This window comes from Gaetbulibacter sp. M235, from assembly GCF_043876835.1.
Classification (GTDB): Bacteria; Bacteroidota; Bacteroidia; order Flavobacteriales; family Flavobacteriaceae; genus Yeosuana.
This window is the reverse complement of record NZ_JBAWJZ010000005.1, coordinates 66,537-80,194: the sequence shown is the minus strand read 5'-3', so window position 1 is coordinate 80,194 and position 13,658 is coordinate 66,537. Positions and strand designations below refer to the sequence as shown.

Sequence of the window (13,658 nt, the reverse complement as noted above, 5' to 3'; positions counted from 1 at the left end):
GCGCTTTTTTTATTTTGATTACACCCTATGCTTCAATACTGGCTCTAATGGGCAAGTCAAACCAAAAAATAGTACCTTCACCAAGTTTACTTGACACATCAATTTGTGTTTGGTGTAACTCTAAAATCTTTTTTACAATGGCCAAGCCAATTCCCATTCCTTTTTTGGCAATACTTTCCGTACCAAGCTGTTTATGTCTCTCAAAAATATGAGTAATCTCTTCTGGAGCTATTCCTATACCGGTATCAGATACCTGAATTTTAATATGGGTTTTGGTTTCCATCAATTTAATAGTTATGCTACCTCCATTAGGTGTAAATTTAAAAGCATTGTCCAATAGATTTTGAAAAACTCTTTCCGTAAGAGCAATATCAGCAAATACTGCTGGTAATTTTCTAGGTGAATCTAAGTTTAATTCAATGGACTTCTCATCGGCTTTAAATCTGTAAGCCATTAAAATATCAGAGGCCAATTCATTGATAAGAAAAGGTTCTTTTTCAGGTTTAACAAGATTAGCCTCTAATTTTGCATATTGAAATAGCTGATCAACCAAAACTGAAAGTTTTTTGGTTTTATCATGCATAATCGAGAGATATTTATTCTTGTCTTCTTCAGAGAGATCATCCCTTTTTATCATTAAGGTTTCCAAATATCCTTGTATTATTGAAAGTGGCGTTCTCAAATCATGTGAAATGTTCGCTATTAGTTCTTGTCTATATTTGTCGGTTGCTGTAATTTTATCAAAATTGTCGACTATTACATCAGCCATATCATTAAAAGTAGAACTAAGCGTTCCCAAATCTCCTTTATCCTGCTCATTGATCCTTGCTGAATAATCACCTTCCTTAAATCGTTTGACGGTAGTGGTTATTCTTGATATACTATTGGTCATTATAAAGAAAATGACAACTCCTATCAGAAATGCTATCAGCAAGGCACTAAAAAAAATGTAACTACCTAATCTTACATAGAATTGGTTGTTCAATGACTCAAGTATTTCTTTTTGTTTTTCGCTGGCAAGTACAGCATATACATAGCCGCTTAATCGTCCGGTTTCATAAACTGGTGCAACAGAAAATATACTGGATTCATTTGGTTGCTTAGGATTATCACCCATTGGTCGATTCATGTCATCACTTTTCAACCATTGTTTAACCTTTTCCATATTTACCTTGTGCATTTGCACGGTAGTGTCTGGCACAACATAATCTACAATAGTTCCAATAGTATCTAACAAATAGATTTCAACACTTGGATTTGCAACCATTGTAGAGTGTATGATATCATGTGTAACTGCAATATCTGGTTTTCCGTTTTTAAAAGGCTGGGTAAAAGAGGCCAAATGGCCTGCAAGATCACCATATAACTTTTGATGTGCCGTTGTATAATATGATTTTGATAGTTGAGAAGCAATCATTAGGAAGACAATACCAAGCACTATAAGTAATGTAGTAAATACTGCTGTAATTTTCCAGAATAATAAATTCCCCTTTATTTTAGATAGTAACATATTTATAATTCTTCATTAAACCTATAACCAACGCCCCATGTAGTTAAAATATATTTTGGATTTGAAGCATCTTCTTCAATTTTACCACGCAATCGGTTTATGTGGCTATTTACCGTGTGCTCATACCCTTCAAAATCATAACCCCACACAAGCTTTAACAATCTTTTACGACTAAAACTTTTGCCAGGGTTTGAAATCAATAAAACCAACAAATCAAATTCCATAGGAGAAAGTTCAATTCTGGAATCATTTACCATTACTTTACGTTTATCGATATCTACCAGTAAATTCCCAAAACTAATGATAGAAGATGTAGACAAATTATCTTTCAAATGGGCATTATTTTCCTTTCTACGGAAAATAACCTTAACTCTTGCAATGAACTCTCTTATACTAAACGGTTTGGTTATATAATCATCAGCACCAGTTTCCAACCCAAGCACTTTATCTATTTCCTCAGATTTTGCCGTGAGCATTAATATGGGTGTATGGAAATTATTCTGCCTAATCCTTCTACAAATTTCAATACCATTAAGTTTAGGCAACATGAGATCTAATATAATAAGATCGTATTGCCCGTTCATAGCTAGCTCCAATCCCTGCTTGCCATCATGTGCTGAAATAATCTTGCAGTCCAAGTCTTGTAGGTGTATGGTCAACAATTCCACAATATGTGTATCGTCTTCAATTATTAGTACTGTATTACTTTCCATATATTACAAATTTGCTAAATAAATTTGATTTTTTTAGTGTTGTGATACTTTTGTTATAATTCTAGAACTTCTTTGTGATACCACATATTTTCATTTGTATAAATTAAAAATACAAGAAACTATGAAAATCACAATTTTAAGTAAATTTTCCATTTTAGTTGCTGCCATCTCAATTTTGAGTGCTTGTCAACAAGATCAACAAGAAGAGGTAAATCTATCAGCCTCGAGTACTTTATCACTAAAGTCAGCTAAGGTTCATTCTCAAACAATAACAATTGAAAATGTATTAGATGCAAAACCATTGGTTGAATCAGGTACATTTCAAGGAGCAGGCACACCTCCAGTAATTTTCCCTGGTCAAGAAATATCATTTAATTTTTCTGCAGGAAAAGGCCAATATTTAAGTTTTGCCACTATGTATGGATGGAGCAACGATCTTTTTTTCGCTCCAGAAAACCCCGGTATCAAGTTGTACGACGACGACGGTATGCCTATTGAAGGCGATGTTTCTTGGGAAGTCAAACTTTGGGATAACGGTACCAGAGAAAATCAAGTACCGGGTATGGATGTAATGCATCCTGGAACTCTTGAGGATCCTGTAAAACAAATCTCAGAGGTAAATGGAATGGACGATTACGGTAATACCTATCCGGCTGCTTCTGATATGATGAAGGTATGGTTAACTTACAATGACGATTCCACATTTACCATTACCATTATGAACGATTCTAACAACACAAGTAACCCAACCCCTTTCAGTCCAGGTGTTTGGACCATATCTTACGCACCAGGTGGCAATTTATTAATGCCGGAACCTATTTACCAAGATTGGACTACCGAGGGCTTGACTAATATTGCTGAGGCTGGTAATATTACTGTTATGAATGAATACATCCAAAGTGAAACTGGCATATTTACGCCATTATCCCCAATATTGGTAGTTGTTTACAAAGGTGACTCTAATCCATTCTACAAAGTTGGCGAATACGATTGGGACAATGGATTAAAAAACATAGCTCAATTCGGAGATGCCTCAATTCTAGCAGCCAACCTAATGGAAAAACCCGAAGTGCAGGATGTCTATATATTAGATGCAAATGGCGGGCCGCTACTTCCAAGAATAGACGGGAATCCTGGAAGTAAAGTGTCACAGGAACTATGGGTTACGGGAGGCAGTAAAATAGCCATTGCCACAATGTATGGTTTGTCAAACGATTGGTTTTTTGCCACAAAAGGCCAAGATGTGAACGCCTTGCGCGTTGGAGATATTTCTTCAACCATTGGACTGTTTGACGACGGTACTGGCGTGAACGAATTTCCAGGTGCTGGAGTAAATCAGGCTGCATTTGGAGGAACTCCAGTGGAAGAGTCCAATCCCATTATGGAGGTGGCAAATCCAAATGGATATACCACTTTACCACAAATTATAAAAGTAACTTTGGAGCGGCCTACAGATGATTAATAGATATTTACAAATGGTCCTTCCCCTTTGGTTCAAAAAAAGCAAAAGAAACTTTTAGACATTAGAAACCGTTAACTATTATACATAAAAAACCATTCCGTTAAAAAAGGAATGGTTTTTTTATATGTGTATTAAATATGCTTAATTATTTAGTCTAAATTTATGATAATCAATTATTTAAATAAATTATAAAATCAATAGAATTAACAAAATAATGATTATGGCACCCGCAGATATATATAAGCCTCCGCCTTTTGCTTTTATTTCTTTTTTAATTTCTCTTACTTCTTTCCTAAGTTCTCTACGTTCTGAAGATTTTAAATTGGATTTATCCATTTCTTTAATTTCATCTAACCTATTTAGCATTGTTTTAATCTCAGCAGGAATTTCAGTTATTGGTTTATCTATTGGTGCAGGGCTTTTCTCAGATGCCATAACTGTATTGGGCAATACACTTAATAACATTACTATTAGTAAATAAAAGGTTGTTTTTTTCATGTTGTTATTATTTAAATTATTAGTTATTAACTAATAATAAATATACACCATAAAAAATTACACTTTATTACATGTTTATAATTATATATTATATAATTAACATTTAAAATAAATCCTGATAAAAAATTATAGCACTAAGCATTTAGATAAAGTATCTTCATAAATAGCTTCGTATTGAGGCACAATTTGATGGAGATCAAACTTTAGAGACTCTTTTCGCGCATTTTCTTTAAAAGTTTCAAGACGATTTTTATCCTTTAAAATGTAAAGAGCATTTTTTGTCATGTCTTCAACGTCTCCAACATTGCTTAAAAATCCAGAGACCCCATGAATATTAACTTCAGGAATTCCTCCTGTATTGCTCGAAATAACTGCAACACTTGATGCCATGGCTTCTAAAGCTGCCAATCCGAAACTCTCTGTTTCAGAAGGCAACAAAAACAAGTCACTATAACAAAGTATTTTATCTATTTCGTTACTTTTTCCAAAGAAAATGACCTTATCTAATATCCCTAACTTTTGGCATTGTAATTCAATATTCTCACGTTCTGGCCCTTCTCCAACCAGCATTAATTTTGCAGGTATTTCTTTTTGAATATTATAAAAAACAGAAATAACGTCTTTTACCCGTTTTACTGGTCTTAAATTACTTATATGAGTAATTATGCGCTCTTCATCTTTAGCCATCATTACACGATTGCATCCAGAAAACTGATTGCTATATTTATCTAGATCTATAAAATTTGGAACTACATATATATCATTTTTTATATCGAATAAACGCAACGTATCATCTTTTAAACTTTGAGAAACTGCTGTAACAGCATCAGACTTATTAATGCTAAATGTTACTGCTGGTTTGTAAAAAGGATGGCTACCAACTAAAGTGATATCTGTTCCATGGAGCGTTGTTACAATTGGCACATAAATGCCTTCTTCTTGTAACATTTTCTTTGCCATATAAGCTGCGTAAGCATGAGGAATGGCATAATGAACGTGCAATATTTCAATTCTATGAAGTTTTACCATATCCACTAATTTGCTTGACAGAGCTAATTCATAGGGTTGATAATGAAATAATGGATATTCTGGAACTGTTACCTCATGATAATGCACATTATTACTTAATAATTCTAATCTAACCGGCTGATTATAAGTTATAAAATGAATTTCATGTCCACGCTTTGAAAGTTCTAAACCCAATTCTGTGGCAACTACTCCACTACCACCAAATGTTGGATAACAAACAATTCCTATTTTCATAATTTTTAATTTTGATATTGTAAAATACTATAAATTTTAAACTAATTACTTTTTAATCTTCAATCGCTTCATAAATTAAACGTTGAATTTCTGTTCTAATACCTTCTTTAAGCAATAAATTTTGATCTGCTTTAGGATACGTTCTATTAGCCAAAAACACATAAACAATTTCCTGTTCTGGGTCAGCCCATGCATACGTTCCAGTAAAACCTGAGTGCCCAAAACTGGTCAGGGAAACACATCCACAAGTTGGACCATCTTTACCTAATTGTGGTTTATCAAAACCAATTCCTCTTCTTACATCTCTATTGCAATAATAACAGGTATTAAATTTATCAATAGTTTCTGGTTTTAAATAACGTTTTCCACCATAAAAACCTTTTTGTAAATACATCTGCATAATTTTGGCAACATCATTGGCATTACTAAATATACCTGCATGACCACCAACTCCATTTAGCATAGCGGCTCCCATATCATGGACATAACCATGTATTTCTTGATATCTGAAATAATCATCAATTTCAGTAGGCACAATATTTTTATTACTTATTTTATGATACGGATTATACATAGTTAAATTTGCTCCTAAAGATTCATAAAAATGATCTTGCACTAATTCATCCAAAGGTTTGTCGTAATGAGTTTCAATAAATTTCTTTAAAATGAAATAAGGCAAATCACTATACTTATATTGCAACCTGTTTAACAATTTACTGTCTCTAATAATTTTTTGTATAGTATCTTGATAATCAGACCTTAAATATAAATCATTAGCTACCTGAACATTAAACTTTCCAATAAGTTCGCTTCTATAATATTTTTCGCTTGGTTTTTTGGTAATAGAATCAAGAGTCGCTTTATAGAATGGAATCCAAGGAGATAATCTGGCATAATGAGACATCATTTGCTTTATAGTAATATCTTTTTTATTTGAATTTTTATATTCTGGTAACAACTCTGATAATTTACTGTTTAAAGATACTATGCCTTGTTCCTCTAATTCCATTAGTAAGGGTAGGGTTCCTAATATTTTTGTTAAAGAAGCAACATCATAAATATCATTTGATGTTACAGGCTCTTTTCCTTCATAAGTATGCTTACCAAAATTTTTATTATAAATTACCTTTCCTTTTCTGGCTATTAATAATTGAATACCTGGTGTCATTTTATTATCTATTGCGTATTGAGCTACAGAGTCTATTTTCTCTAATTTTTTAGAACTCATTCCAACACGCTCAGGTATTGTATAACTTAATCTCTTTATAGAATTGTTAAAAATCCCATCACCAACTTTAAAAAATTCTCCAACAGAAACTGGTAAACTACCTTTTGAAGGTATTGCTCCAAAAATTAATTGCGCTGACTTTTGTTGGGCTATTTTACTGTTTTGATAACTAACAACTATGCTTTCAATGTTTTCAATAGTTTTCAAATCTGAAAGCACATAAGGTTTTACAAAAATATCTAAAATAATAGTATGGGTTCTTGCAATTTCATATAACCAAACCAATTCTTGATCTGAAAATTCATAACCTTTCCAAGGACTTTGATTTGACCTATGAAATCCAATAATAACTGTATTGTATGGCTTTAATAAAGTTAATAATTCATCCAATTTATCAGCTTTAACTTCATGAACCTTAGTGTACTTTTTTAATTCATCAAAAAACACTGAACCATTATCATCCCCCATTTTTATATAAGCTATGGTTTTAGTTTCCAACCGTTTTAAAGGCAATAAATTTGACTTGTTTTTTACAATCGTTAACGCATCTTCTATAATGTCTTCATATAGAACATCATCCTTTATTCTATTTAAATCTTCTACTAAATGATTCAATTCAATAGGTTTATAATGATTTAATCCTACTTTGAATTTTGCTTTCAAAATTTTCTTTACTGAATATTTCAAACGTTCTTCACTAATGGTACCTTCATAGTAAGCATCCATAATTTTTGTAATTCCAATTTTTGGATCTTCAGACATCAATAGAATGTCATTACCCGCTAAAAAAGCGGCTAAATCAATTTGCCCAGATTCGTCAAAATTTGCGGCTCCTTTCATGGTTAAGGCATCTGAAATAATAAGACCTTTAAACCCTAATGAATCCTTTAAAATATCGGTAACAATATGATTCGATAACGATGATGGATAATCATTTCTGGTTTCTAAACTCGGCACATTTAAATGAGCAACCATTATGCTTGAAAGCCCTTCTTTAATTAGTTTTTTATAAGGATACATTTCAACAGAATCAATTCGTTTTGAATCAAAATCTATCGTCGGTAATGTTTTATGCGAATCGGTTTCTGTGTCTCCATGGCCCGGAAAATGCTTAGCATTTGCCAAAACACCAGCACTTTGCATCCCTTTCATAAAAGCCAAAGCTTTCTCTGTTACATTGTTTTTATCTTCACCAAATGAGCGATTTCCAATAATAGGATTTTTAGGATTTGTGTTAATATCAACAACAGGAGCAAAATTTAAATGTACACCTAAACGTTTGCAATGCTCACCAATTTGTCTCCCTGTTTGCTCTATAAGTTTATTGTTTTTTACAGCACCTAACGTCATATTCCAAGGAAACGTAAATGTGGAGTCTAGTCGCATACTTAAACCCCATTCTGCATCCATACTTACCAACAAAGGAATTTTTGATAGGCTTTGCAATTCATTATCCAATTTTGCTTGGCTAACTGGATCTCCTTTTGAAAAAATAACACCTCCAATATTGTAATCTTTAATTAATTCAACTAGAGTATTTTTTGCCTTTTCATCCTGATTAGAATACACCTGAACCGTATATAACTGTCCAACTTTTTCCTTAAGTGTTAATGTATTATAAAGACTATCAACCCACACTTCTTGCGCTTTCTCATTTAAACCTAATAAAGGATCTTTTGAGTTTTGAGAGAATGTAAGATTGACAATAAAAAATAAAAATATAGAATGTTTGAAATAAGGCATAGGTATGTATTAATCATTGTTATTTTGCTAACAAGAGTTAACATATAAAACTGTGCCAAAATACTACTTTTAGCAGGAACAATAAAAGACTTTATGATAGATTTATAATATGGTTGTAAACACCTAATCCATAGTAAAATTAAATCCTGCAGAAATAATATTTGCTTTTAATCCTGTATTCCTTTTATAATTATTATACTTTAAATCGATACTTTTTAGGCCCAATTTCCAGATATGCCATTTTGTAAAAATATCTGTATAACCAACTCCAAAACCATATTGATTAGCATTGAATTTAGATAAATCATAATCAGAGGTGTAATAATCGCTTGTGGACAGATTTTGCTCATATGGAGCAAAATAATCTGCAGCCGTTTGATTATAATATCTGTAAGATGGATATAATGTGAATTTTGAACTGATTTTAATTGGCAATTCTATACTAGCTGTATGCGATTTAATTCCCCAATCATCTGTATAATACCTGTAATAAGCTCTTAAAACAAAAGTTTCATTTAAATAATAATTAAAAGTCATTCCAATTGGAAACTTCAAACGACTACTAGGCATACGCTCAATATCATCAGCTAACTGAAATACGTCTTTATTTGAACGCGATGTATAATTTGGAATACTATTGGCGTTCCCGATATAGTAATTAGCAACATCTGAAAAATAAACACGTTGCATAGGATTTGACAACCAACCTTGTTGTTTTACTACATCAAAAAACAAGGAGAATTGAGCATTTTTACTTAATATCTGTGAAAAACTAAATGAGATGGAATATGAATTCCTTGATTTATCCGTAATTCCTTCATAATTATTTGGGTTCCAAACAGGAGTGGAATTTCCAGACCTATCAATTGCATTACCTAATTCATCTAAAATTGGAACATTACGTAAAAGTCCGGCATTTAAATTTCCGTTTACTGCTGAATACCAATCCAATTCAATAGGATATCTTGGCTTCCAAGTATCTAAATATATTTTAGTACTTAAACCAAGTGTTGTGTTTTTGTCGTTAAACAATTTAGTTAAACCTCCACCAAATCCAATAGAAGTATAATCAAACTCGCTTGCAAAAGAAACATCTGCATTCCAAATGGTATTTCTATCATCAGAGCTATGTGAATAATCTGCATTTAAGTTTGCCCAAATATCAGACTTAGAGGCGCCAGATGAAGCTAACCATGGACTTCCTGTAATATTAGAAGGTACAGATTGAGAATTGTTTTCTCCTTCTCCACCAAAATTAAATGGATTTAAATTACTTGATGAAGCAGAAGAATAAGCAGAAAATCCTGCATCAACTGTTAATACATCATCATCATTTAATGGTACACTAACAACTACTGTTGGTGTAAAATCGGTTAAATGCTCATCACCTATTCCTCCAGTAACAGATGCATTATTACCATCTTGAGTATAATAACTGGTTAGAAAATCTACTTCAGCAGTTTCTAAAACTCTTTTTTTATAAGTTTCGGGTTTATTTTCTTGTGCAAAAGTATATGATGTAAACATCAAAAATAACAGGAATACTTTAAATATTGTTTTCATTTGAAATCGTAACAATTTATATTGATTAATTACATCCACAACCACCACCAGATTTTCCTCCATTAGCCCCTGATGCTCCTTCTCTATACACCTGAAAATTGGTTTCAAATCTATCAGATTTTTTTCTTACCAATGCCATATCAGGATCATTCAGATTTACTTTGTCATATTCCTTTACGGCCATGCAAGATGTGAAAGAAATAGCTGCAAAAACTACTATAATCAGTTTCTTCATAATTAATTCAACTGTTTTAAATTTATATTTTTTGATGTATGAACTTTATTATCCTTATCGACAATAATGCACTCAACACCTTTTAATTGATTAATAAAATCCAAACCAACATCAACACCCATAACAAAAAGCGAAGTGGCCAAAGCATCTGCCAATTCTGCGTTTGCTGTAAATATAGATGCGCTCAAAATCCCTGTACTTGGATATCCTGTTCTTGGGTCGATAATATGTGTATATAACACATCATTAAGCTTTACATATTTTTCATAATTACCAGACGTAACTACTGCACTATTACTTACAGGTAACCATGAAAAAACCTTCTCTTTATTTATAGGATTCACAATTGCTACCATCCAATCTTTACCATCCGGTTGTTTTCCCCAAGTATTTAAATCGCCCGAGGCATTAATAATGCCCGCTTTTACACCTTTTTGTTGAAGTAATGCTTTGGCTTTATCGGCAGCATATCCTTTGCCTATTCCACCAAAACCAATCTTCATTCCTTTTAATCCTAAAAAAACAGAATGATTAGCTTCATCTAAAATTATATTTTGATAGCCTACCTTAGAAACCGAATTTCTTATAGCATCTTCACTAGGCATCTCTTTCATACTTCCATCAAATTTCCAAACCTTATCCATAGAAGCATAACTGATATCAAAAGCGCCTTCTGTTAATTTTGAAATTTTTATGGCTCTTTGTATTAAATTAAAAAGTTCTAAATCGACCACAACAGGCTTTATTCCTGAATTGTTATTTATAGATGACGTTTGGGATAATGGATCCCAAGAAGAAATTAGTTTTTCAATTCTTGAAATTTCGTTTACAGCTATATCGATATAACCATCGGCTTCAACCTGACTTTCTGCTACTACAGAAATATCAAATCGACTACCCATAAGCTTTAAGGTTTTTGTGTAAACCGTTTGAGAAAATGAAAGCGTGCTAAATAAAAATAATATTACTATGAAACTGTTTTTCAAAGTGTGGTTTCAAATGAGGTCAGCTTTTTAAAATAAGCATTAGGACTTAACTTTTCATAACCAGTTTTTCCTAGAACTTTACCCTTTTTATCTAAAACAACGACTAATGGAAAAAACCCTTGGTTATTATACATTTCGGCTAGTTTAGCATTTTGGGCAGTCATTTCATCCGATAATTTGTTGGCTTTTTTCCTTGGAAAATCAGCTTTCAACATAATAAAATGATTCTTTGAAAGGTCTTGAAACTCAGAAGTACTCCAAACCTCTTTATCAAGTTTAATACAAGGTCCACACCAATCTGAACCTTGAAAAACTAAAATTATATTATGATTGTTTTTAGAAGCTAATTCTTTAGCCTTCTCAAAATTTGTTTGCCATTCTTGAGAAAAAACATGACAAGACATCAATAATGTTAAAATAATAATAAGCTTAAATTTCATTTATAAGATATTAATTTATAAACAAGATTGAAACGCCACTTGAAAACAACTATTGTATTAAGAAGTATTAAATAATTGTTAATTTAAAAACCTATTGTGCCAACTTTCACTTGCAGGAACTTCCCAATTTTCTTTAAATTCAGCTATGTTGTTAACCAAATTATTAAAAACAATGGTGTTTTTTGATACGGCTTTTTCTTTTGCCATTTTTCTGAAATCTGTAAGAGATTTGTAAGCAACAAACTCTCCTTGCTTATAAGACACGTTCATTTTATCTAATAAATCAACTGAAAAATCTTTCTCCAATTGCTGAATAAAATTCACAGAAGCATCTATAGAACAACCTGTTGCATGGTTTAATTCCTGATTTAAACCAATAATTATAAAACGCTTATATTTAATACAATACCCAGATTCTAAATCACCACCATGAGCTGTCCAATTTTGGATGAATTCAGTTAATCTAGATTGAATTTCTTCAATCTCTTGGTCAGTAAATGAACGATTGGCTTGGTAAATCCAAACTCTTGATTCGTCTGGTAAGGTGTTAAAATCTACTAACATTTTATATAGCTGAAAGTTTAGTTATAACTTTAAAATTTCTGTATTCCATAATCACTGGATCAAACATTTCTGATTCGTAATATGTAACTTCTAGGTTTAGGTTTTTGAAGTCGGAATCAGAATGAAGTAAATGTTCTCCATCAAAATATTCTAACCAAAGCAGCTTATGTACTCGATTGGTATCGTCTTTAAATTCGATGATATTAAATTGATTTTTCTCAATGCCACTTATTTTACCAGTAATAACAAAATTATTGCTGTCTGGTAAATATTCATCAGTTTGAGTATCTTGAGTCAAAGCTAAAATATAATCTGGACAATTAGTAAACATTTTCATTGCTACCTGCTCTCCAAGTAATTCTAAAGATCTCTGATCATCAAAAGATATATTCAGATATTTATCGGCTTCTGCTTTATTGTTACTATAACCTTCTAAAATACAAAGACCAAATTCTAATTGAAGCTTATTACTATCATGCGATTTAAAGTCTAAATTCTTTTTTGCAATGCAATCGCAGGTTTCAATAGAAATAGTATTTAAAAGATTTTCTTTGGCTTCTTCATTAGATTGAGAAAACACATTTATACTTAAAATAAAAAAGAATAATAAAATAGCGTGATTCGTATTCATATAAAACAATAATTATAAATCTTGAGCATTAGCAATAAGTTCGGCAATATCCAATACTGTAACTTGACCTTCTTTTTCTTTGGCTTTAATACCATCGGTCATCATAGTATTACAAAAAGGACAACCTGTAGCAATGATTTCTGGTTGAATTTCTAAAGCTTGTTCTGTGCGTTCAACATTAATTTCTTTATCTCCCTTTTCGGCATCTTTAAACATTTGTGCACCACCAGCTCCACAACATAAACCTGTTTTTTTACAATTTTTCATTTCAATAAGCTCTGATTCTAACTTTGAAATTAAATCTCTAGGTGCTTCGTAAACATTATTAGCTCTTCCTAAATAGCAAGGATCGTGAAATGTGATGCGCTTACCTTTAAATTTTCCACCTTCAACAGTTAATCTTCCTTCGCTTAATAAACTCTTTAAAAATTCTGTATGATGCATAACCTCATAATTTCCACCAAGTTGAGGATACTCATTTTTTAATGTATTAAAGCAATGTGGGCATGCTGTTACAATTTTTTTGATTTCATATGCATTCATCACTTCTATATTAGTAACAGCCTGCATTTGAAATAAAAATTCGTTTCCAGCTCTTTTAGCCGGATCACCAGTACAGCTTTCTTCTGTTCCTAAAACAGCAAATTCTACTTGAGCTTTATTTAAAAGTTTTACAAAAGCTTTGGTTATTTTTTTTGCTCTATCGTCAAAACTTCCTGCACAACCAACCCAAAACAATACTTCGGGTTGTTTGCCTTGAGCCATAAAGTCGGCCATGGTTGGCACATTAAGTAATTCGCTCATTTCTTTAGGTTTACATTG

At 32.0% G+C, this 13,658-nt stretch carries 13 protein-coding genes; 1 reads left to right on the top strand and 12 read right to left on the bottom strand.

The features are described 5' to 3' along the window. Positions 1-25: 25 nt before the first annotated feature. Both V8G69_RS09620 and V8G69_RS09615 read right to left on the bottom strand, forming a co-directional pair. Positions 26-1,510, bottom strand: a complete 1,485-nt coding sequence (locus V8G69_RS09620; RefSeq protein WP_394881649.1) for an ATP-binding protein — start codon at positions 1,508-1,510, stop codon at positions 26-28. Between the two features lie 2 nt (positions 1,511-1,512). Next, on the bottom strand, positions 1,513-2,223 hold the full coding sequence (locus V8G69_RS09615) for a response regulator transcription factor (protein WP_394881647.1): 711 nt from the start codon (positions 2,221-2,223) through the stop codon (positions 1,513-1,515). Positions 2,224-2,344: 121 nt separating this feature from the next. Here V8G69_RS09615 and V8G69_RS09610 point away from each other — a divergent pair, with 121 nt between their 5' ends. Further along, positions 2,345-3,685, top strand: coding sequence for a spondin domain-containing protein (locus V8G69_RS09610; protein ID WP_394881646.1), 1,341 nt, complete (start codon positions 2,345-2,347; stop codon positions 3,683-3,685). Between the two features lie 186 nt (positions 3,686-3,871). Here the strand turns inward: V8G69_RS09610 and V8G69_RS09605 are convergent, their stop codons facing one another. From V8G69_RS09605 to V8G69_RS09560, 10 genes are all read right to left on the bottom strand, one after another. Continuing rightward, on the bottom strand, positions 3,872-4,183 hold the full coding sequence (locus V8G69_RS09605; RefSeq protein ID WP_394881645.1) for a hypothetical protein: 312 nt from the start codon (positions 4,181-4,183) through the stop codon (positions 3,872-3,874). A gap of 126 nt (positions 4,184-4,309) precedes the next feature. Continuing rightward, positions 4,310-5,446 (bottom strand): N-acetyl-alpha-D-glucosaminyl L-malate synthase BshA, encoded by a 1,137-nt coding sequence (gene bshA, locus V8G69_RS09600; RefSeq protein ID WP_394881643.1) that lies wholly within the window; start codon positions 5,444-5,446, stop codon positions 4,310-4,312. 52 nt (positions 5,447-5,498) lie between these two features. Beyond that, positions 5,499-8,417, bottom strand: coding sequence for a glycoside hydrolase family 3 N-terminal domain-containing protein (locus V8G69_RS09595; RefSeq protein WP_394881642.1), 2,919 nt, complete (start codon positions 8,415-8,417; stop codon positions 5,499-5,501). 123 nt (positions 8,418-8,540) lie between these two features. Further along, positions 8,541-9,980 (bottom strand): DUF3570 domain-containing protein, encoded by a 1,440-nt coding sequence (locus V8G69_RS09590; RefSeq protein ID WP_394881641.1) that lies wholly within the window; start codon positions 9,978-9,980, stop codon positions 8,541-8,543. A gap of 25 nt (positions 9,981-10,005) precedes the next feature. After that, positions 10,006-10,215 carry a DUF4266 domain-containing protein gene (locus tag V8G69_RS09585; RefSeq protein WP_394881640.1) on the bottom strand — a complete coding sequence of 70 codons (210 nt, stop codon included), beginning with the start codon at positions 10,213-10,215 and terminating at the stop codon, positions 10,006-10,008. Positions 10,216-10,217: 2 nt separating this feature from the next. Beyond that, positions 10,218-11,117: an FAD:protein FMN transferase gene (locus tag V8G69_RS09580; protein ID WP_394881639.1), complete on the bottom strand. Its 900-nt coding sequence runs from the start codon at positions 11,115-11,117 to the stop codon at positions 10,218-10,220. A gap of 80 nt (positions 11,118-11,197) precedes the next feature. Then, complete coding sequence (locus V8G69_RS09575) at positions 11,198-11,641, bottom strand: thioredoxin family protein (RefSeq protein WP_394881638.1); 444 nt, start codon at positions 11,639-11,641, stop codon at positions 11,198-11,200. A 78-nt stretch (positions 11,642-11,719) separates the two neighbouring features. Beyond that, the gene (locus tag V8G69_RS09570) at positions 11,720-12,205 is read right to left on the bottom strand and encodes an ABC transporter ATPase (RefSeq protein ID WP_394881637.1); all 486 of its coding nucleotides are present in this window, start codon (positions 12,203-12,205) and stop codon (positions 11,720-11,722) included. 1 nt (position 12,206) lies between these two features. Beyond that, a complete protein-coding gene (locus V8G69_RS09565; protein ID WP_394881635.1) occupies positions 12,207-12,836 on the bottom strand; it encodes a hypothetical protein in 630 nt (209 codons plus the stop codon). A 12-nt stretch (positions 12,837-12,848) separates the two neighbouring features. Further along, a complete protein-coding gene (locus tag V8G69_RS09560) occupies positions 12,849-13,640 on the bottom strand; it encodes a (Fe-S)-binding protein (RefSeq protein ID WP_394881633.1) in 792 nt (263 codons plus the stop codon). Positions 13,641-13,658: the final 18 nt, after the last annotated feature.